At 44.9% G+C, this 21,120-nt stretch carries 21 protein-coding genes; 10 read left to right on the forward strand and 11 right to left on the reverse strand.

Annotated elements, in window-relative coordinates; all coding sequences use genetic code 11:
• Positions 1 to 121: 121 nt before the first annotated feature.
• The 3 genes from tadA to guaB all read right to left on the reverse strand — a co-directional run bounded on the left by tadA (position 122) and on the right by guaB (position 3,785).
• Positions 122 to 610 carry a tRNA adenosine(34) deaminase TadA gene (gene tadA, locus A3762_RS19355; RefSeq protein WP_068476365.1) on the reverse strand — a complete coding sequence of 163 codons (489 nt, stop codon included), beginning with the start codon at positions 608 to 610 and terminating at the stop codon, positions 122 to 124.
• Between the two features lie 34 nt (positions 611 to 644).
• A complete protein-coding gene (gene guaA, locus A3762_RS19360) occupies positions 645 to 2,240 on the reverse strand; it encodes a glutamine-hydrolyzing GMP synthase (RefSeq protein ID WP_068476367.1) in 1,596 nt (531 codons plus the stop codon).
• 75 nt (positions 2,241 to 2,315) lie between these two features.
• On the reverse strand, positions 2,316 to 3,785 hold the full coding sequence (gene guaB, locus A3762_RS19365; RefSeq protein WP_068476370.1) for an IMP dehydrogenase: 1,470 nt from the start codon (positions 3,783 to 3,785) through the stop codon (positions 2,316 to 2,318).
• 118 nt (positions 3,786 to 3,903) lie between these two features.
• On the opposite strand from guaB, the gene xseA reads away from it, so the two are divergent.
• On the forward strand, positions 3,904 to 5,271 hold the full coding sequence (gene xseA / locus A3762_RS19370; protein WP_068757177.1) for an exodeoxyribonuclease VII large subunit: 1,368 nt from the start codon (positions 3,904 to 3,906) through the stop codon (positions 5,269 to 5,271).
• Here the strand turns inward: xseA and A3762_RS19375 are convergent.
• On the reverse strand, positions 5,268 to 5,756 hold the full coding sequence (locus A3762_RS19375) for a DnaJ domain-containing protein (protein ID WP_068476373.1): 489 nt from the start codon (positions 5,754 to 5,756) through the stop codon (positions 5,268 to 5,270). The two genes, xseA and A3762_RS19375, sit on opposite strands and share 4 nt — an antisense overlap.
• 199 nt (positions 5,757 to 5,955) lie before the next feature.
• On the opposite strand from A3762_RS19375, the gene A3762_RS19380 reads away from it, so the two are divergent.
• Positions 5,956 to 7,110, forward strand: a complete 1,155-nt coding sequence (locus tag A3762_RS19380) for a GGDEF domain-containing protein (RefSeq protein ID WP_068476376.1) — start codon at positions 5,956 to 5,958, stop codon at positions 7,108 to 7,110.
• On the opposite strand, the gene A3762_RS19385 is transcribed toward A3762_RS19380, so the two are convergent.
• Positions 7,096 to 7,509 (reverse strand): PaaI family thioesterase, encoded by a 414-nt coding sequence (locus A3762_RS19385; RefSeq protein ID WP_068500914.1) that lies wholly within the window; start codon positions 7,507 to 7,509, stop codon positions 7,096 to 7,098. The two genes, A3762_RS19380 and A3762_RS19385, sit on opposite strands and share 15 nt — an antisense overlap.
• A 156-nt stretch (positions 7,510 to 7,665) precedes the next feature.
• Here A3762_RS19385 and A3762_RS19390 point away from each other — a divergent pair, with 156 nt between their 5' ends.
• Genes A3762_RS19390 through A3762_RS19405 form a run of 4 tightly spaced genes read left to right on the forward strand, consistent with a single transcriptional unit; the run spans position 7,666 to position 10,602 of the window.
• Positions 7,666 to 9,402 carry a proline--tRNA ligase gene (locus A3762_RS19390; protein WP_068476379.1) on the forward strand — a complete coding sequence of 579 codons (1,737 nt, stop codon included), beginning with the start codon at positions 7,666 to 7,668 and terminating at the stop codon, positions 9,400 to 9,402.
• A complete protein-coding gene (locus tag A3762_RS19395; RefSeq protein ID WP_068476637.1) occupies positions 9,395 to 9,985 on the forward strand; it encodes a lytic transglycosylase domain-containing protein in 591 nt (196 codons plus the stop codon). The genes A3762_RS19390 and A3762_RS19395 overlap by 8 nt, the downstream gene beginning before the upstream one ends.
• A 17-nt stretch (positions 9,986 to 10,002) precedes the next feature.
• Entirely contained in the window at positions 10,003 to 10,224 is a 222-nt protein-coding gene (locus A3762_RS19400) for a DUF2835 domain-containing protein (RefSeq protein ID WP_068476381.1), read from the forward strand.
• A 39-nt stretch (positions 10,225 to 10,263) separates the two neighbouring features.
• Positions 10,264 to 10,602, forward strand: a complete 339-nt coding sequence (locus tag A3762_RS19405; protein ID WP_068476383.1) for a hypothetical protein — start codon at positions 10,264 to 10,266, stop codon at positions 10,600 to 10,602.
• A 62-nt stretch (positions 10,603 to 10,664) separates the two neighbouring features.
• Here A3762_RS19405 and A3762_RS19410 read toward each other — a convergent pair whose 3' ends face one another.
• Positions 10,665 to 11,567, reverse strand: a complete 903-nt coding sequence (locus A3762_RS19410) for a LysR family transcriptional regulator (protein WP_068757179.1) — start codon at positions 11,565 to 11,567, stop codon at positions 10,665 to 10,667.
• Positions 11,568 to 11,666: 99 nt separating this feature from the next.
• Between A3762_RS19410 and A3762_RS19415 the strand changes: the two genes are divergently transcribed.
• Complete coding sequence (locus tag A3762_RS19415; RefSeq protein WP_068757181.1) at positions 11,667 to 12,344, forward strand: type 1 glutamine amidotransferase domain-containing protein; 678 nt, start codon at positions 11,667 to 11,669, stop codon at positions 12,342 to 12,344.
• A 53-nt stretch (positions 12,345 to 12,397) separates the two neighbouring features.
• On the opposite strand, the gene A3762_RS19420 is transcribed toward A3762_RS19415, so the two are convergent.
• The 4 genes from A3762_RS19420 to A3762_RS19435 all read right to left on the reverse strand — a co-directional run bounded on the left by A3762_RS19420 (position 12,398) and on the right by A3762_RS19435 (position 17,516).
• A complete protein-coding gene (locus tag A3762_RS19420) occupies positions 12,398 to 13,396 on the reverse strand; it encodes a mechanosensitive ion channel family protein (RefSeq protein ID WP_082869250.1) in 999 nt (332 codons plus the stop codon).
• 48 nt (positions 13,397 to 13,444) lie between these two features.
• The gene (gene rlmB, locus A3762_RS19425) at positions 13,445 to 14,194 is read right to left on the reverse strand and encodes a 23S rRNA (guanosine(2251)-2'-O)-methyltransferase RlmB (RefSeq protein ID WP_068476389.1); all 750 of its coding nucleotides are present in this window, start codon (positions 14,192 to 14,194) and stop codon (positions 13,445 to 13,447) included.
• Complete coding sequence (gene rnr, locus A3762_RS19430) at positions 14,187 to 16,871, reverse strand: ribonuclease R (RefSeq protein ID WP_068757191.1); 2,685 nt, start codon at positions 16,869 to 16,871, stop codon at positions 14,187 to 14,189. The genes rlmB and rnr overlap by 8 nt, the downstream gene beginning before the upstream one ends.
• Positions 16,872 to 16,946: 75 nt before the next feature.
• The gene (locus tag A3762_RS19435) at positions 16,947 to 17,516 is read right to left on the reverse strand and encodes an HNH endonuclease (protein WP_068500624.1); all 570 of its coding nucleotides are present in this window, start codon (positions 17,514 to 17,516) and stop codon (positions 16,947 to 16,949) included.
• Between the two features lie 237 nt (positions 17,517 to 17,753).
• Here A3762_RS19435 and A3762_RS19440 point away from each other — a divergent pair, with 237 nt between their 5' ends.
• The 3 genes from A3762_RS19440 to A3762_RS19450 all read left to right on the forward strand — a co-directional run bounded on the left by A3762_RS19440 (position 17,754) and on the right by A3762_RS19450 (position 20,107).
• Positions 17,754 to 18,161, forward strand: a complete 408-nt coding sequence (locus tag A3762_RS19440) for a DUF3135 domain-containing protein (RefSeq protein WP_082868931.1) — start codon at positions 17,754 to 17,756, stop codon at positions 18,159 to 18,161.
• 78 nt (positions 18,162 to 18,239) lie between these two features.
• Positions 18,240 to 19,163 carry an LpxL/LpxP family Kdo(2)-lipid IV(A) lauroyl/palmitoleoyl acyltransferase gene (gene lpxL / locus A3762_RS19445; RefSeq protein ID WP_068757193.1) on the forward strand — a complete coding sequence of 308 codons (924 nt, stop codon included), beginning with the start codon at positions 18,240 to 18,242 and terminating at the stop codon, positions 19,161 to 19,163.
• 20 nt (positions 19,164 to 19,183) lie between these two features.
• Positions 19,184 to 20,107 carry a patatin-like phospholipase family protein gene (locus A3762_RS19450; protein WP_068476398.1) on the forward strand — a complete coding sequence of 308 codons (924 nt, stop codon included), beginning with the start codon at positions 19,184 to 19,186 and terminating at the stop codon, positions 20,105 to 20,107.
• Positions 20,108 to 20,171: 64 nt separating this feature from the next.
• Here the strand turns inward: A3762_RS19450 and A3762_RS19455 are convergent, their stop codons facing one another.
• Positions 20,172 to 21,077, reverse strand: coding sequence for a hypothetical protein (locus A3762_RS19455; protein WP_068757194.1), 906 nt, complete (start codon positions 21,075 to 21,077; stop codon positions 20,172 to 20,174).
• Positions 21,078 to 21,120: the final 43 nt, after the last annotated feature.

The following is a 21,120-nucleotide window of genomic DNA, read 5'->3' on the forward strand; positions in this document are numbered from 1 at the left end:
AACAACATGGCTTCCAATATAACCAGCTCCTCCGGTCACCAACACCTTCATGGCTCTTCCTTAATTCCAACTTAATTTACAGATTCAGAGTTTATTTACTTCTAGCTTAATAAAAGTATATCTAAGACTTCGCAGCTTGCTTAAGAGCTTTCTTTTTTTCGCGACGCAAAGCAAAAAATGAAGAAATAAGACGACTCGACTCTTCGGCTAACACTCCCTGTGTCACCTCAACAGAAGTATTCATCGCGGGGTGATCTAACAATTGATTCTGACTAACAACCGCTCCAGCTTTTGGCTCAATAGCACCAAACACGACGCGCTTTAAACGTGCATGAACAATCGCTCCGGTGCACATGGTGCATGGCTCTATGGTGACATATAGGGTCGCTTCAGGGAGTCGATAATTACCAACACGTTCGCAGGCATCCCTAATTGCCAGAACTTCTGCATGGGCTGTCGGGTCGCAACTGCCAATTGGCGCATTGCAACCCTGCCCTACAATCTCATCATCTATGACAACAACAGCCCCTACAGGAACTTCCTGATTTCCAGCAGCTTGCTCGGCCAGAGCCAAGGCCTTTTGCATCCAGAAAACATCGTCTTTTTTCATGATGAGTATCTTTCTAGTTGATCTGAATAACGAATTATTCCCACTCAATTGTTGCAGGTGGCTTAGACGAAATATCATAAGTCACGCGCGACACACCAGAGATTTCGTTAATAATTCGATTAGAAACTAACTCTAAAAACTCATACGGCAAGTGAGCCCATCGCGCGGTCATGAAATCAATTGTTTCTACTGCCCGAAGCGCAATCACGTATTCATAACGACGCGCATCTCCAACAACACCTACAGATTTCACTGGTAGGAATACTGCAAAGGCTTGGCTTGTTTTGTGGTACAAGTCGTGACGGTGTAATTCTTCAATAAAGATATTGTCCGCAAGACGCAATAAATCCGCGTACTCTTTTTTGACTTCACCCAAAATACGAACACCTAAACCCGGGCCTGGGAAGGGATGACGATAAACCATGTCGTAAGGCAAGCCCAATTCGAGACCAATCTTACGCACCTCATCTTTGAACAGCTCACGCAATGGCTCTACAAGTTTGAGCTTCATGTCTTCTGGCAAGCCACCTACGTTGTGGTGCGACTTAATAACATGTGCTTTGCCTGTCTTCGATGCTGCAGATTCGATAACGTCAGGATAAATAGTGCCTTGCGCCAACCACTTAACATTCTCGATTTTGGCTGACTCTTCATCGAACACTTCGATGAACGTGTTACCAATAATCTTGCGCTTATCTTCTGGGTCTGATGCGCCCTCGAGGCGACTTAAGAATAAATCAGCCGCGTCTGCGCGAATCACTTTAACGCCCATGTTTTTCGCGAACATTTGCATGACTTGATCGCCCTCGTGCAAACGCAACAAGCCATTATCAACGAACACACAGGTCAATTGATCGCCAATCGCCTTGTGCAATAAAGCAGCGACAACAGATGAATCAACACCACCCGATAAACCAAGCAACACGTGATCACTACCCACTTGCTCTCTAATCGTCTCAATTGCATCCGCTACAATTTTGCTTGGCGTCCAAAGCGCATCACACTGCGCAATCTCGAGCACAAAGTGTTCTAAAATACGCTTACCTTGAAGAGTATGCGTTACTTCTGGGTGGAACTGTACCCCGAAGAAATTGCGAGATTCATCGCACATCCCCGCAACAGGGCAAGAAGGCGTTAGCGCCATCAACTCAAAGCCTTCTGGGATTTCTACAACTTTATCGCCATGGCTCATCCAAACATCAAGTAGAGACTCACCATTCTCACCAAGATGATCGCGTACATCAGCAAACAAACGGCTATTACCTACTACTTCAATTTGTGCATAACCAAATTCGCGAACTTCTGAGCTTTCAACACGACCACCTAATTGTTCCGCCATGGTTTGCATGCCATAGCAAATACCAAGAACCGGTACACCTAAGTCAAACACAGCTTGCGGGGCTCTAGGGGTGTTATCGCCGGTTACAGACTCAGGACCACCTGCGAGAATAATCGCTTTAGGCTGATACTCTTTGATCTCTTCGTCGCTCATATCAAATGCGCGAATCTCACAAAACACACCAATTTCACGAACACGACGAGCAATAAGCTGAGTGTATTGAGAACCAAAATCTAAAATAAGCACACGATGTGCATGAATGTTTTGCGATACAGATTCAGAACTAGACATACTTTTTAATACCTTAAAAAACAATCGGGAGCCGCTGACTCCCGATTGTTGTTACTTAAAACTTCACTCTACTTATCAACCGACGCGGTAGTTAGGCGCTTCCTTGGTAATTGTTACATCATGAACATGACTTTCCTTCATCCCTGCTGCAGTAATCTTTGTAAATTCAGGTTTAGTGCGCATTTCTTCAATATCCGCGCTGCCTGTATACCCCATACTAGAACGCAAACCGCCCATAAGTTGATGGATAATAGCAGTCATTGGTCCCTTACACGCAACTCGTCCTTCAATACCTTCTGGCACGAGTTTGTCGACACCAGATTTCGCGTCTTGGAAATAACGATCGCTCGAACCTTGAGCTTGTCCCATTGCACCTAATGAGCCCATGCCACGATATGCTTTGTAGCTACGACCTTGATATAACTCAATCTCACCAGGCGCCTCATCAGTACCAGCCAACAAACTGCCAATCATGATCGTGCTAGCTCCAGCAACAATCGCTTTTGCCACATCACCAGAAAAACGAATACCCCCATCTGCGATAAGCGGAATACCAAGTGGTTGCAGGGCTTCAGCCACGTTTGCAATGGCAGAAATTTGAGGAACGCCAATACCTGCAACAATTCGAGTGGTACAAATCGAACCAGGGCCAATCCCGACTTTCACAGCATCGGCGCCCGCTTCAGCTAAGGCAATTGCAGCCTCTGCCGTCGCAATATTACCGCCAATAACGTCAACTTGAGGGTAGTTATCTTTTACCCAACGGACACGATCAAGCACGCCCTTCGAATGACCGTGTGCGGTATCGACTACAATCACGTCGACACCTGCTGCAACGAGCGCAGCAACACGCTCTTCTGTCCCTTCACCCGTACCAACAGCAGCACCAACACGAAGCTGGCCATACTCATCTTTGCTTGCGTTTGGATAATCTTGAGACTTTTGAATGTCTTTAACCGTGACAAGCCCTTTTAATTCAAAGTCGTCATTAACAACCAAAACCTTTTCGATACGATTTTTATGCAACATATCTTTAATGGCATCACTTGTCTCGCCTTCTTTCACAGTCACCAATCGTTCTTTCGGCGTCATGATTTCTGACACTTTAGTATCTAGACGGCTTTCAAAACGAATATCGCGTCCAGTTACAATTCCAAGTAAGTCCTTGCCATCGACAACTGGGAGGCCTGAGATTTTGTTTGCTGCAGTAATCTCTAATACTTCGCGGACAGTATTATGAGGCGATACAGTAATGGGGTCTTTCACCACGCCACTTTCGAATTTTTTAACGGCTTTTACCGTTGCAGCTTGTTCCTCAACGGTCATATTTTTGTGAACAATCCCGATACCACCTTCCTGAGCCATCGCAATCGCGAGATTCGCTTCGGTAACAGTATCCATCGCCGCGGACAATAAAGGGATATTGAGGTCGATATTACGAGTGAGTCGAGTTTTGAGCGACACTTGGTTGGGAAGGACTTCCGAATACCCAGGAATGAGTAGGACGTCGTCAAAAGTTAATGCGTCTTGAGCTATTCGCAACATAGGGAGGATTCCTTAGCCTTGCCGAGAAAAGCGGTTTATTATAGTCGCCCTAGCAACTTGCTGTAAATCACTAATTTATATAGACTTTTCATAACCAACTGGTCAACATAAGCCCGCTATGCTCCCTCAAGAAGCCACCAACAATAAACCGACCGCACTTAGCGTCTCAGAACTGAATCGCCAAGTTAAACGAATGCTTGAAGTCAGTTACGCACAAGTATGGGTAAGCGGTGAGCTTAGCGGCCTTGCAAGACCAAGTTCAGGCCATTGGTACTTTTCTTTAAAAGACCAAAAAGCGCAAATTCGCTGTGCCATGTTTCGCGGTGCCAATCAACGACTACGCTTCCAACCAAAAGACGGTGATGAAGTTATTGTTCGTGGGAAACTCAGCCTATATGAAGGTCGCGGCGATTATCAACTGATCGTCGATAGCATGGAGCCAGCTGGGCTCGGCGCACTTCAAGCCGCATTTGACGCTTTGAAGCTTAAGCTAAATCAAGAAGGTCTTTTTGACAGACAGCATAAAAAACCAATTCCTCAAATGGCTAAGCGCGTTTGTGTCATTACATCTCGTTCGGGAGCCGTCATACACGACATCATCCACGTTACGAAGCGCCGCTTTCCAGGATTGGAAATAATATTAATCCCTGTCAAAGTGCAAGGCGAAGGCGCTGCACAAGAAATCGCAAAAGCAATCCAACTCGCAAATGATAAACAGATTGCAGATGTATTGATCGTAGGCCGTGGAGGTGGCTCTTTAGAAGACTTATGGGCATTCAATGAAGAAGTTGTTGCTCGTGCAATCTTTGATAGTGCATTGCCAATTGTGAGTGCGGTTGGGCACGAAGTCGATGTATCCATTGCCGATATGGTTGCAGACATGCGCGCCCCCACACCTTCTGCTGCGGCAGAATACATCACACCAGATCAGTATGAGCTCACCCAAAAATTAGATGATCAACATCGTCGATTACAGTTTTTGTTGCGAAACAAACTTCACCAATCTCAGCAGATCTTGAATACGCATCGTAATCGACTGCAAAGTCCGAGTTACTTACTCGCCCAAAAACGATTACACGCAGAAAATTTGGTTGGTCGCTTACATCAAGCCGCGCAAACGAAAATTCAAAACAATGCAGTATCGATAAGCAAAATAGAGGGGCGACTAGAGCGATTCCACCCGAAGTTGCAACTCGCTCAAGCTAAGCACAAGACCCAGCATCTTTCTCAAAAACTCTCCGACATAATACAAAGAGTTATGTCCCAACAAGAGCATCAACTGAGCTTAGCTGCCAACAAACTTAATCTTGTCAGTCCTTTAGCAACAATGGATCGAGGGTATAGCGTCCTACTGAACAATGAAAAAAAGGCGATTGTATCGCCAGATCAAGTGGAACATAACGAAGTGCTGACCGCCAAAGTCAAAGAAGGAGAGTTGCGCTTAAAAGTCCAGAAAACGGAACACCCTCAGCAAGAACTTTTTTAAGATAATAAGATGTCTTTGGCTTGATTTAGTTGCGCAGCCAAGAAATCATTGCCTCCCCTATCAGGATGACATTTCTGCATTAGCTTACGATGCGCATCTACAATTTCCTGCTTGCTCGCGCCTTCAGCTAATCCCAATACCTTGAGCGCATCATCTCTCGTGGTAATCGTCGCTTTTTTAAGTTCGTCACCAGACTCATCTTTATCTTGCTTTCCCTTCCTTCTTTCAGACACGAACCTTCGTAAAACAGGCACATAGCGCAGTAAAGGATAAATACGTCGAGCAAAAGGGATTAAACCTGTCACAACCGCAGCGATGTAATGCAGTCGACCGGTTAATGTCAAAAACAACACACCAGCAAATAGCACGCTAAACAAAAAGCCAAAAACAAGCTTCTTTCTTCGTTGAGGAGAACCCGAATTATAAGCTTTCACAAATAGGATGATTGCAATCAAAACAATCACTGGAATCAACAAACGAAACACTGAAACTACCCTCAATGCATTGTAGAAAAATCGTACCACAAGCCAACATGATCACATATCTACCATTCTTATCAGCCGAATTAGTAGCCTATGCTAAACTTAGCGCTATCAGTCGGTTGGGCTTAGCTCATCATGATAAGTGCACTAATATTACCGGCTGAGCACTAAATTATAAAAATAGCGAGGCATAGCTCTTCAAATGAGCGATACAGATTATTACAGTGTTCTACGTATAAAAGCATTCAATGATTTAGCAAATCGAGCAAAACCAGGCATTTTTATTTATGCCATCGTTTGGTTTGCCATTGCGTTCTCGCTTAATCTGCATGAATCAAGCCCTCTATTCTTCCAAATCAATAGCGGTCTGATTGTCTTAATATTTATCACTCGCTTAACCCATCTATTTCTACGAAAACAAGTAGACAAACATAACGTCAACTTCTTAGAGATGTGGCTTACAACAAGCATTCTTCTTGCGGCGTTGCACTGGGGATTGATGAGCGCGTGGATTTTCTATGACAGCGAATTGACGAACATTGAGCCACCGATGCTCATTGTTCTAGCCGCCTTCGCAATGGGGGGAACCAGCACTTTAAGCATCTCTCCACTCATTCGAAAACTTTATCCAGTCGTTTTATTTTATCCAAGCATTATCTATTTCTTATGGAATCAAAACGCTAATGACCTCTTATATGCAGGCTTAATGGTCACGTCATGGGGATATATTTTAATTGCCTCAAAATCAGCCGAGCATGATTATTGGCAAGCTATTTCAAACAATCTTATTGCCGAAGAACGCGCCAAAGAACTTGAAAAACTAAGCGTCACTGACCCTCTCACTCAAATCAAAAACAGAATGTTTTTCGATGCCGAGTTTGAAAAAGAATGGCAAAGAGGTGCTCGCTTGAAATCATGCCTATCCATATTGATGGTAGATCTCGATTACTTTAAACAGATTAATGATAACTATGGCCATATCTTTGGCGATGAAGTTCTAATCAAAGTCGCGAGCTGCTTGTCAGAAACACTTATGCGCCCTGCAGATTGCGTTGCACGATACGGCGGTGAGGAGTTTATATTATTACTTCCTAACACTGGCGAAGAAGGCGCATCAACAATCGCAGAACGTTTAACCAGAAAAGTAGCTGAACTGCACTTTGAGCATGATGAAAAGAAAGTTCAAATCACATGTTCTATCGGCGGTGCAACGGCATACCCTCACCCAAACCAAGACCGCGCAGACCTTGTAAAACGCGCAGACAGTGCGTTGTATGAAGCAAAAGATCAAGGTCGTAATCGATTCATATTCAATGAAGAAGCGCTCGACCCTTCTGTACCGTTAATTGGGCGGTAATGCGTAGCTCCCTGTTACATGGGCCACTAGCTCTTTTGATTCCGAAGTAACAATATCAACTTCACAGTAAGCGATACATTTACCTAACTTTAGAATTTTACCTTCAGCAATAATATCTTCCTCGCCTGGGCGCTGCATAAAGTTAATATTCAAATTACTCGTAACCGCCATCGCGACCTTGCCCATAGAACCTAAAATCGCGACATACATCGCGGTATCACCAGCAGCCATTAGAACTGGGCCGGATACACTCCCACCAGGGCGCTTATTTTTGTCGTCAAATGGGATACGAATTCTTGAGAATCCCTCTTCAATCGTTTCTACGCGCAAATCAATTTCTTCAGCCATGGGGATCCATGCGCGAATCAAGCTTTGAACTTCTTCTGCTTGTAAGGCCATATTAAATGTTCTCTTGTTATTCAAACTTAGACTATACGATTAGTCTCAGGCTCTTTAAAATAAGCGCCATTGAGCAATACGATCACCTGCCCTCTCATACATGGCAATACTTGATCACGTTAACTGACTATCTCTACTACAGGACAATCACAGCAAATGCGCGCTAGCCGATTCCTTATCGCAACTCAAAAAGAAACCCCATCTGACGCTGAAGTTATTAGCCACCAACTCATGCTGCGAGCAGGTTTGATTCGTAAACTCGCATCTGGTTTATACAATTGGCTCCCCATGGGCTTGCGAGTGCTACGAAAGGTCGAACATATCGTTCGAGAAGAAATGGATCGAGCAGGTGCACAAGAGCTTTTGATGCCAGTTGTTCAACCAGCTGAACTATGGGAAGAGTCTGGGCGCTGGCAACAATATGGAGGAGAATTACTTCGTATTAAAGACCGTCACGAACGCGATTTTTGCCTTGGCCCAACGCACGAAGAAGTTATCACTGACATCATTCGCGATGAACTAAAAAGCTACAAACAGCTACCTGCTAACTTTTATCAGATCCAAACCAAATTCCGTGACGAGCGCCGCCCACGTTTTGGCGTGATGCGCGCACGCGAGTTTGTCATGAAAGACGCTTACTCGTTTCACGTAAACAAGGAATCATTAGACGAGACCTACGAGCAAATGCATGCGGCATATGTTCGTATATTCGAGCGATTAGGCCTTGATTTTCGTCCAGTACAAGCCGATTCAGGGAGCATTGGTGGCAGTTCTTCTCATGAATTCCATGTGCTAGCTGGTTCAGGCGAAGATGACATCGCTTTCTCAACAGAAAGCAGCTATGCCGCAAATATAGAAATGGCCGAAGCTCTAGCACCTACTGGAGAGCGTAATGCGCCAAGTCAGGATATGGCTGAGGTTGCGACACCAGAACAGAATACAATTGCTGAAGTAGCTGAAGCGCTTAATATCAGCGCAGAACAATGCGTGAAAACGCTCATTGTGCTAGGCGAAGCACCTGAAGGCGAAGACGATGCCGAAGCGCCTTTGGTAGCGCTTGTTCTACGTGGCGATCACGAACTGAACGATATCAAAGCCGAAAAAATTGAAGGGGTCGCATCTCCGTTACAATTTGCACCGGAAGAACGTATCGAGAAAGAACTAAATGCAAAAGTTGGTTCACTAGGCCCTATCGGTTTAGACATATTAACAGTCGTGGATCGCAGTGCTGCGCATCTTTCAGATTTCTGCTGCGGCGCAAACAAAACAGGTTTCCATTTAACTGGCGTTAATTGGGAAAGAGATGTCGCACTCAACACAATCGCAGACCTTCGCAATGTTGTTGAAGGCGATGCAAGCCCTGACGGTAAAGGGTCACTCGTTATTAAGCGTGGCATCGAAGTGGGACACATCTTCAAGCTTGGAGATAAATACAGCTCAGCCATGAATGCTTCTGTGCTCGATGAAAATGGTAAAGCCAAAATTATGGAAATGGGGTGCTACGGCATTGGCGTTTCACGCATCGTCGCCTCTGCAATCGAGCAAAACAACGACGACAATGGCATTATCTGGCCACAAGCTATGGCGCCTTTTGATCTCGCCCTCGTGCCTTTAAATATGCATAAATCCGAAGCTGTCGCAGAAAAAACTGAAGAGCTGTATGAAGCGCTTAAAGCCAAAGGTATCGATGTGCTAATGGACGATAGAAACGAGCGCCCAGGCTTCAAGTTCGCTGACATGGAATTGATAGGTATTCCGCATCGCGTAGTGATCAGTGATCGAGGTCTGAAGAACGGCACACTCGAATATAAAGGCCGTTCAGATGCTGAAAACCAAGAATTCTCTGTCGATAGTGCAGTAGAGGAAATTTGTAATAGGCTTGGTCTTGCATAAACAAGCTTTATATCGCATTTATCGCATTGTTCTGGCGGCCATTTTACTATGGCTGCCCGTTCTTGGTTGGGCCATACAAGAACCCGATACCGAACTAACCAAGCTATTACAAGAAGCAGTCACCGATGCATCAAGCTTTGATGATCGCTTTGACGCGGAAGTTTGGCTAGTCGATATGTCGAGCAGGTTAAAACGTTACATCAAAGACCCAAAAGAGCGTGTTGATTTTCTGAAGCTCGTGCACTCTGAAGCAAAGCGCGCAGGGCTTGAACCCGAACTCGTTCTATCAGTGATTCATGTCGAGAGCTTATTCAAGCGTTTTGCTATCTCCGTCGTGGGTGCTCAAGGCCTAATGCAGGTCATGCCATTCTGGAAAAATGAAATTGGTCGAACCGAAGACAACCTCATGGATACAGCCACTAACTTACGCTATGGATGCACAATACTTAAGCATTACATTAACCGAGAAAAAGGTAATCTAATTCGAGCACTCGCTCGCTATAACGGCAGCCTAGGCCGAACAAAATACCCTGAAAAAGTACTATTATTCTGGGAACGATACTGGTTCGTAAAACACGTTTAGCCTATATCACGCACGACATGCAGCAGATTATTGTTGATTTACGCATATCAAGAGAGGAATGGCTCAGGCTCTACCGAGGAGAGTCGCAGCTTGTTCGGGCTATGTCTCGCGATGGCCGTAGCGTGCAATTTCCAGCCAATATCCTAAGCTCTTTCACCACACATGATGGAATCAGTGGAACATTCGCTATTCAATTTAACGAGCAAGGCAAGTTCCAAAGCATTACTCAGATCGCCTAACAACAGCACCTTTAAAAGCGCAGAAAAATAGAGACCACTATGACCACACTCTCTCATCACGACATCATTAAACTCAATGAAAAAGAGCTCGTAGCAGCTTTAAAGTCGATGTCTACGAATGAACTCGAAGTACATGCAAACAACATTATGCATGACTTAGGGGGCGATGATTATGGGACGATCATGAAGCTGGTTATGCAAACACTAGAACAAGATCAACACGCAGGCTCAGATCGCTTTAAAACCATTCAAAACGTATTACGTGACAACCTTCCAAATAAAGCGCATATGAGCGATATATACGAGCGCCTAGCGAGTATTGTGATGCTAATTATCATGCAAAAATATCGCGAAATACTGAGTACAAAAAAATCATAAGATCAGTTGAACAATGGAATTCGCGCTCACAACTTATCGACTTCACCTTCAATGAGCTCAGATCAAATCAAGTCTTTGATCTGAGCTCTTAACCATTGGCGCAAGGGATCATTTTGAGTGCGCTCATGCCATATCTGATTAATCCGAATTGATTGATCTGGCAAAGGCAAAGAGTGTACTTGCAGTGAAGGGTATAACTTACATGCCTTTTCTGCGATCGTACCCAAACAAGTCACCACTAAATCGGAATGCACGACCACACTTGCCGGAGATAAGAAACTCGATACTCCTGCAATCACATTTCTCTTTTTACCCATACGTTTTAAGGCTTTATCGATATTCCCGTTTAAATCTCCCGTTAAAGTCGTGACCAAATGGTGACAACGCAAATAACTTTCTAAATCAAGCTGATCACCCACAATACTATTTGAGCGATCAACCAACACTTTGAACGTCTCAGTATCTAAGTACTGAGTTCGAAATGAATCAGGCAAATCAGAATAAAACCCCGCAATCGCAATATCACACAAGCCATTCTCTAGTTCTGATCGAGGCAAACGCCCCATTGTATTTTTGAATACTAGACTTAAGTTAGGCGCATGTTCTTGAACATAAGGGAGCAATGTTGGCAATAAACGCTGCTCCATATAGTCCGTACTGTAGATAACAATCCGATCTGTGCGATGAAGAAACTCTTGCTCATCTAGATCCAAATAAAAAGCCTCAAGCTTATCGACAAGCTGTGCAATTTTTGGCGCTAACTCGTGTGCTTTAGGTGTAGATGTTAAACCCCGCTGCGTTTTTACAAACAAAGGGTCACCAATTTCTGACCTTAGTTTGTTCAAACGCTGGCTCAAAGCCGGCTGACTAATAGCTAGACGCTCAGCGGCTCTCGATACATTCAACTCTTGATATACCGCGTGAAATGTCACTAAAAGATTTATATCTTTATTTCTGATATCCAAATTTCTTATGCCTGATATGCAATCATTAAATTTCTCTTATTTCAAAGACTACCCTAATCTCAAGCTCGAAAACATATTCATTTGTCAGGAGACTTATTGATGCGCGTACTAATGGTTTTAACATCACATTCACAACTCGGCGAAACGGGTCATGCAACAGGGCTTTGGCTAGAAGAGTTCACAACCCCGTACTACACATTCAAAGATGCTGGCGCTGATATCGTTATCGCGTCACCTAAAGGCGGGGCAGCGCCGATTGATCCGAGCAGCACTAATCCAGAAGCACAAACCGAAACAACTGAGCGTTATTATCAAGACGAAGGCATACAAGAACTCATCGCTAACACTCAAGTATTGACCGATATGGATGCAGAAAACTTTGATGCGATTTTTTATCCAGGCGGCCACGGCCCTTTATGGGATCTCGCCAATGACGAGAAATCGATTTCTTTGATTGAAACATTCTGGAATCAAGAGAAACCTATTGGCGCCGTATGCCATGGCCCCGCTGTTTTTAAATCAACCAAAGATGAATCTGGACAATACATTGTGTCTGGTCGAAAAGTGACGGGGTTTTCTGATAGCGAAGAGGCAGCAGTAGAGCTAAGTGAGGTCGTACCATTTTCTGTAGAAGAAATGCTCAAAGCAAATGGCGGTATATACTCGGCGAAAGAAAACTGGCAAGAACACATTGAAGTGGATGGTTTGCTAGTGACAGGCCAAAACCCGGGATCTTCGCACGCAACTGCAGACGCGCTTTTAAACTTGTTGAAGTAGCCTGTACAGCACGCTATCCAGTAAACCGATAGCGTGCTTATCTATTTTTAAGCTCACAGCGATCGTTCTGGTATCGCATTGACAACTTCTTTATCTATCGAACGCAAACGCAAATCACGTTGAGGAAATGGTATTTCAATCTCGTACTCACTGAGTTTGGTTTCGATCTCCCACAAATACATACCAATTGGGTGCTTATCGATAGGCAATTCATTTCCATTTACCCAAACAATTAACTCAAAATCTAATGAACTGTCGCCAAAATTGATCAACCACACATCTGGCTTGTGTGCCCCGTGATTAATGGTGCATGACAGCTCGAGCGAAGCTTCAATAGCAGCGCGTTTAACAATTTCCTTATCAGAACCATAAGCGACACCAAAAGGGATATGCAGACGGCGCACGTCATCACTCAAGGTATAGTTGATCACTCTCCCTGAAATAAATTCCGAATTAGGGACAAGTAAATCAATGTTATCCCACGTCGTGATTTGAGTACTTCGAACATTTATTGCTTTGACTCTGCCTCGCGTACCCGAGTCGAGTTCAATTAAATCTCCAACCTTTATTGGCCTCTCGAACAGTAGAATCAAACCAGAAATAAAGTTGTTAAAGATAGACTGCAAGCCAAAGCCAACACCGACACTCAAAGCACCTGCGACAATCGCTAACTTCGTAAAATCAATGCCCAGTAAGGCAAAACACAAAAATACGGCAATGAGTAAAATCAGGTAGTGCAATAATCGGCCAAGCGTAAACATGCCTGACACTGAGAAGCTTTCATGTTTAACGGTAAGGCGGTTTAAGAAGCGACGCAGTAAGGATGAAAAGGTAAAAGCCCCAACCAGAACGACAACTACCCACACCAAATCAATAACGGTAATATCTGCCTCACCAATACTGAACAGCGCAGTATTCGTCGCATCGCTATACCAATCTTTTATATTGCTCGCGGCATGATTCGTCGTTTCACCGGCAGCAGCACTAATATCCGAAACAGTGCTGCCGATTGCGCTTGTTGAAAATAGAAGAAGGAACAGTAGTCGAAGCATTCAAAAGCAATCCTTATTTGAAAGATTGCATGAACTATAGACGCTAATTTATGACTTGTTAGAGGATCTTTGACGCATCGCCTCAAACAGGAAAACACCGGTTGCCACAGAGACATTGAGACTACTTACCGAGCCCGCCATCGGAATTTTTGTCAGCTGATCGCAGTGTTCACGCGTGAGACGGCGCAAGCCACTTCCCTCGGCCCCCATAGCAATAGCGGTTGGACCATTAAAATCAGTTTGATAAATATCCGAAGCGCCCTCACCTGCAGCGCCGGTTATCCAGATTCCACGATCTTGCAAGGATCGCATGCTCCTCGCCAAATTAGTCACTCGAATCAAAGGCACATGTTCCGCAGCACCCGAAGCAACGTTTTTCGCTACAGCATTTAAAGGTGCAGATTTATCTTTTGGTGTAATGACAGCATGTGCACCTGCCGCATCAGCAGAGCGCAAGCAAGCGCCAAGATTATGCGGATCTGTCACTGAGTCTAAGATCAATAAAAACGGAGGCTCGTCTAAGCCATCGAGCAACACTTCAAGATCGTTGTCATTAAGTTCTTTACTCGGCTCGACAAGCGCGACAATACCTTGGTGACGACCACGCACAAGATCATCAAGTTCTCTTCGAGGGCAAAGCTTATAAGAAATTCCTGACTTATCAGCAAGAGATAACACGCGCTGCAAGCGCTTATCCTCGCGCCCTTGCATCACTAGAAGGCTCTTTACGCTGTCAGCTTCTTTTTCAAGCAGCGACTCAACCGCATGCAGACCAAAAACTGTATCTAACTTACTCATCAGGTTGTACTTTCCGTTTTCTAGGTTGCGCAACAGGCCTTAGCTTCGCACGACGCCTCGGCGCCGCATCATCATGCAAACCTACTTCTTTATTGCTCGGTAAACTCGGTGCATTCAGGTCCTGCCCCACTTTCAAAGGCTTCGCCTTTTTCTTCGATTTAAGTTTATCCTTGCCGCCCATTTTCTTACCACTTAAGGATGGTTTGGCAGACTTAGGATGAGCCTCCGAGTTAGATTTTTTAGTGCGTTTACCCGAATTCTCATGACCACTTATACGGTCTTTACGTTTTCCGGCACCAGCGCTTTTCGACTCATACAAACCAGCCTCACCGCGTCGAGATGCACCACCTTTACCACGATGAGAACTTTTATCTCGGCGATCTTCGGTACGTTTGCCACGTCTAGCTTTGGCACTCTTACCTTGACTCACCAAAATAAGATCAATCTTGCGTTCTTCTAAGTTAATCGCTGCAACTTGCACGAGAACTTTATCGCCTAACGCAAAGCGTTTACCTGAACGTTCACCAGTTAAACGTTGTTTCTGCTGATCAAACTGATAGTAATCACCTTCGAGGCTCGCCACATGCACAAGCCCTTCAACATACAAATCGGCTAGCTCGACAAAGAAACCAAATCCCGTCACTGCGGCAATTAAGCCCTCGAATGTTTCGCCAAGATGTTGCTGTAAATACTCACATTTAAGCCAGTTTGTAACGTCACGAGTTGCCTCGTCTGCGCGGCGCTCAGCCATCGAGCAGTGCTCACCCAAATTGAGCATGCGCTCAAAGTCATATAGAAACTTCTGTGCACCATTCTGATCGGGATGACGTCGAACACGATCCGTTTTTCTATCACTAAAAATCACCGACTTAATCGCTCGGTGGACAAGCAAATCTGGGTAACGCCGGATAGGAGAAGTAAAATGCGCGTAGTGTTCGTATGCTAGGCCAAAATGCCCTTTCTCTTCTGGGCTGTATACCGCTTGGCTCATCGAACGCAGCATCATTGTTTGAATCACGCTAAAGTCAGGACGATTAGCGATCTGCTCAAACAAGACTTGATAATCAGCAGGCTTGGGGGTTTCTCCTCCACCCAAAAATAAGCCCTGCTCGTTTAGGAAGGCGCGTAAGTTTTCGAGCTTCTGTTCACCCGGCCCCTCGTGAACACGGTATAAGGCAGGCAATTTCTCAGCGATTAGAAATTCCGCTGTCGCCACATTCGCACATAGCATGCATTCTTCAATGATCTTATGTGCATCATTTCGTTCACGAGGAACGATCGCATCGATTTTGCGCTCTTCACCAAAGATAATTTGCGTTTCAACTGTTTCAAAATCGATCGCGCCACGTTCTGTTCGGCGTTTTCTTAAAGCTTGGTACAACTCGAAAAGGTCATAAATCTGCGGTAAACGCTCGGCAAAGTCTTCGCATAATTGGATTCCTTCAACACTATCAGGCTCATCCAAAATCGTGCCGACTTGGTTATAGGTCATGCGAGCATGACTATGCATAACAGCCTCGTAGAAATAACTCTTTTCTACTTTACCCTCTGGGCTCAACTCCATTTCGCAGACCATACATAGACGATCAACTTTAGGATTCAAAGAGCATAGGCCGTTAGATAGCAACTCCGGTAGCATCGGTACGACATGATCTGGAAAATATACCGATGTCGCGCGCTTGTTCGCTTCATGATCTAAGGGGCTATCAACATTAACGTAATGACTAACGTCTGCAATCGCGACATATAGACGCCAACCACCTTCGTCGCGGCGCTCGCAATACACAGCGTCGTCAAAGTCTCGTGCGTCTTCACCGTCGATAGTAACTAAAGGAAGATCCCTTAAATCAATGCGTCCAGATTTATCGGCCTCGCTAACCTCTGGTGTAAACGATTCAATCTGAGCGATTAAATCTTCCGGCCATTCATGAGGAATATTATAAGAACGAATCGCTACCTCGATCTCCATACCCGGTGCTAAGTGATCCCCGAGCACTTCGGTAACTTCACCCGTCGCGTGTTCTCGTTTAGATGGCTGATGCAAGATTTTAGCAACAACATATTGCCCATGCTTCGCACCTAAGGTGTCTTCTTGAGCAACCACAACCTGTTGAGTCTCTCGAACACTTTCGACTTCAACAAAACACAAACCACTTTCAAAGAAAATGCGCCCAACAACATCTTTTGTATTGCGTTCAATGACCTCCATGATCACAGCATGACCGCGACCTTTCGCATCAACGTGATCAACCCGAACAAGCACTCTGTCACCGTCAAACACACTTTGCATTTGTTTCGCTGACAACAGTAGATCATCCCCGCCTTTCTCGAGTTTCACAAAGCCAAAACCATCGCGATGCCCTATGACGATTCCTTTCAAGAAATCGACTCGAGCGGCTGGCTGATATTGCTGTCGACGATTACAAACTAACTGACCATCACGGCTCATCGCGATCAAACGACGACGTAAGGCTTCAAAACCCTCGGGATCTGAGATTTCAAGAACATGAGCAATTTGCGGATGTGTTAATGCTTCGCCACTTTGCTCAAGCAAATCTAAGATATGCTCTCTGCTCGCAATAGGCTGCGCATACTTTTCGGCTTCTTTCGCCGCATGAGGGTCATGTTTCGATTGGGAAGGAGGATTTTGCGACTTATTTGGGTCGGATTTTGACATTCAATTGTTCAACGCTATGGATATAGCGCCAATTATAGTCTTTCTATCTCGTCAGTGCGATGAGTTAAAACAGCCTTATCGAACACTCACTGCAAAGTCGCCCGCTAAATGCTTGAACCCCTTTCTAAGATACGCCATCTGATCATCCAAAATACTGTGATTTTGAAGATACAAAAGTTCTGAAAACGTGGGCTTGAAGGGCACGGCGAGCAGAGGCATGTTTGCTTCTTCAGGCGTTCTCGCTCCTTTGCGCTGATTGCAGGGTTTACATGCTGATACAACGTTAGTCCACACATCCTTGCCGCCTCGCGACCGCGGGTGAATATGGTCACGCGTCAGCGATAATCGCGAGAAATGTTGTCCGCAGTACATACAAGTATGTTGATCGCGACGAAATAGATATTTGTTCATCAAAGGGATGTTTATGGCGTGTTTAGAGACAGAACCATCGACCGCCATAATCGGAGACAAGTAGACAACTGAACGCTCCCCTAGACGATTATAGCCTCCGCGCATCGCCACAGTTTGATCGCCAAACGCCCACAACACTTTGTTTGTACACACTAAATGAGTTGCAGTTTCTTTGCTAATCCAACGGACAGGACGCCCGCTTTTGTCGATTTTAAGAATCGCCTGAAAGTCCATAGTTGTCGTCCCGGTGCATAACATGAATGTTCGACCACTTTAGAAAGCTACACCTTTAATATGACGACTTTAAGTCAATCAGATCACTCAGGCGGCGCTTTCGAACGAACTGACTCCTTCATTTAGCTACAGCCTCTAAAGATACGCAAGTATGGTTTTACTTTTGTTTTCTTAACAAATTGAAAGTTGTACATAAAATAGCCAATACATTCCACGTAACAGTATGAGGTCGTTACAATGCAGAATGGAAAATCACGCGAGATCAGCAAGCTTCGTTTGAAAGATGTTGACGTACGCAAAACTGCGCTTGGTCGTGTTGAGCTACCCAATTTTGATGAACTAATGCGCCTCGCAAGCGAGAATCCTGAACAGCTCGAAAGCATTCGGAAAAATGCAATTGAAACCGTGATTAATGGTGCTCCGAAGCACATGAGAGAGCGCTTACAAGGGCTCCAGTTTCAGATCGACATGGAGAGAAAGCGTTGTAACAATCCAGTGCAGGCATGCATGAAAATTTCATCAATGATGAATGATTCGATCGCAGAGCTGCGCTATGCGCTCAACCAGCCAGACGATTACCTCAAATCGCGCACTAAGCACGAAGCGAAAGTCTTATCTTTTACTTCGCCGTCAAGAACAAAATAGACGCTTAGCTTTAGTAACGTAACGCGCTTTAATATACTATTTCAGGCGCGTTACTTTAGGACAAACAAGCTAGGCTTTATGCAAAACCTCAAACCAGAGCATCGTTACTCCAATTTCCTCAAACCCAAATTTTGGCCAACATGGCTTTTGATCGGTCTAATGCGGCTTCTAGCCCGCTTGCCACATGGCGCTCGTATGGGCCTCGGTCGATTCTTAGGCCATAGACTCTACAAACTCAAAGGTAGTCGCTACAAAACAGCCCGAGGAAATATCAACGCCTGCTTCCCTGAGCTCTCTGAAGAAGAACGAGAGCAGCTTGTGTACGACACATTTATATCAAACGCCACCGGCTACATGGAGAGCCTGGCAAGTTGGTGGGGAAACTACACTCCATATATTGATAAACTTACAGTACATGGCATTGAGAACTTAAAAGAAGCACAAGAGCGAGGTAAAGGAATTTTGCTCGTTGGCGGCCACTTCAGCATGCTGGATTTAGCTGGGCCACTTCTCAACTCCGTAACACAATTTGGCTATATGTATCGCCCTCAAAACAACCCTTTGCTTGATGCTGCAATAGAACGTGCGCGCTTAGTCTACAACGCGCGCCCCTACAGCAAACGCCAAGTCAAAGATATGATAGAGGATATCAAGGCCGGCGCTTTAGTGTGGTACGCGCCAGATCAAGATATGGGCAAAAAGCAGTCTGTTTTCGCACCATTTTTTGGAGTACCCGCTTCCAGCATTACAACAACGGCTTGGATCGCGCGCGAAACCGGATGTACGGTACTTCGGCTTGCGCAATATCGTGAAGACAAAGATGGTCATTACAGTCTTTACTTTGGAAAACCTTATGAAAACTTTCCAAGCGATGATGAAGTCGAGAATGCAACAATCATCAATAAAGGCTTAGAAGAAGACATTCGACGCCACAAAGAACAGTATCTATGGCTTCATCGCCGCTTTAAGACGCGCCCTGATGGAGAGCCCAGTCTTTACTAATAAAAAAGAGCCGAACGGATATGCGCTTTCAACGTTTAAATAGCTTTAACCCCTTTAATACTAGAGTTGGCCTTGCGCTTGGGGGTGGCGCAGCAAAGGGCGTTGCACATATCGGTGCAATCAAAGCGCTCAAACAAGAGCGTGTATCAATCGACTATGTTTCCGGCACAAGTATCGGCGCGTTCGTCGCCAGTTATTATGCATTTGGGAAATCAATTGAAGACATGACAGCCGTTGCGGAGAATCTAACCTTCAAAAGCATGGCGAGCTTTAGCTGGCGGGCTTCAGGAGGATTATTTTCTACCAATGCAGTCCGAGAAATGCTGATCAAAGATCTTGGCGATGCCCAAATCGAAGATGCACAAATACCCCTATCTATTTCCGCGACCGACATTTGTACCGGAGAGCAAATTATCTTCACTAAAGGCTCAGTTGCCGATGCCGTTTGTGCGTCAGTCGCAGTACCTGGCCTTTTTGCGCCTGTGGAGCTCAATGGACGAAAACTCGTGGATGGAGGCATTATTGAAAACGTACCCGTATCATTAGTCCGTAAGATGGGTGCGGGCATCATTATTTGCGTTGATCTTACGCACACAAAACGCTATCAAGCACCTAAAAACATGGCTGACACGCTGGGCAACGCCATTGATATCTGTATTGACCATAAAACCAAAGAACAGCTCAAGCAAGCCGATATCGTTGTCGGTTTAGATCTCTCTTCTTACAGCCGATCAGACAATAGAGAGCGCACCAGTGAGTTGATTAACGAAGGTTATGTCGCAATGCTTAAGCGTGCGAAATCAGCCCAGCAATTGAAACACGTGGCGCTCATCCGCTATATCGTGCGCCTAGTGAGGGAAGTCATACCTCTGAAGGTTCCCCACATCCTGTCTCGATTTTATAAAGCAAAACAAAGCCTGATAGATATGGGGTCTAAGAACTAGCAAAGCATCCATTTCGATAAAATAGATGCTTTTGTCTCAAGATCTTGAAAAACTACTTATCGAATTAGAAACGATAAAGCAGTTCAGCGCTGACGCTTGAATCGATAAAGAAAGTATCATCCTCAAATAAGGCATATTCAAGGCGAATGGCTGTGTCCTGGCTGAAGAACCATCCTGCGTTAAGGCTATAAACCAGCTCTTTGGAAGCTGGGCCATGACTCAACTTTGTGGATGTATACGTGAGACCAACATCGATAGCCTTCGTCGGAAAGTAGGTCACACCTAAACCAAGTTGAGTCTCTTCTAAAGGATTTGTATCTAAGTTTCGAACGGTATTGTTCACAACCGACAAATCTATCTCATCGTGCTCTATTTCAAGATAAAGCGCTGACAGTTCAATAAATTGACCCAAATCAGCAAGCTCAAACAATGCATCGACGGTTAAACCATAGGTATCACGAACTGCATCATTATAAATCAATGATGCGATCATGTGTTCTGATGCATAAACACCTAGCTCAAACTCCGTCATGCTATCGCTATTGGTGAACGTAGTCCCATCTCTAAAACCAAGCTCTGCGTCATCACTAAACACATGATTTACCGATAACCAAAGTGGAATACTCTCATGCGTGATAGTGCCACCAAGGCCAGTGCGATCATTATCTACTGTTTCTAAAATACGACCACCTCTAACTTGAGCAAGGTCGGAGTATTCGAGCTGCGTATGATAAGCAAATACGCTTGAGACTTGTTGATATTTCGCTGCCAAGGCAAGTGGCTTGCTTCCATCAAGCATGATCGGATCTAAATATGCCGTCGCGCTTAAGCCTAAGAACTTACCTGATCCTGAATTGTCTTGAGAGATACTCGCTCCCGCTCCATATACAGCAAATTGATAAGAATTTTCTGCCAAGGTCATGGTAGAAAAACAAAGCGATAGAAAAACAAATGAGACGACTCTGCTCATTAACAGTACTTCCTTGATTTATTGTTATGCACAAAAAAGCCCC

This window comes from Oleiphilus sp. HI0125 (genome assembly GCF_001635355.1).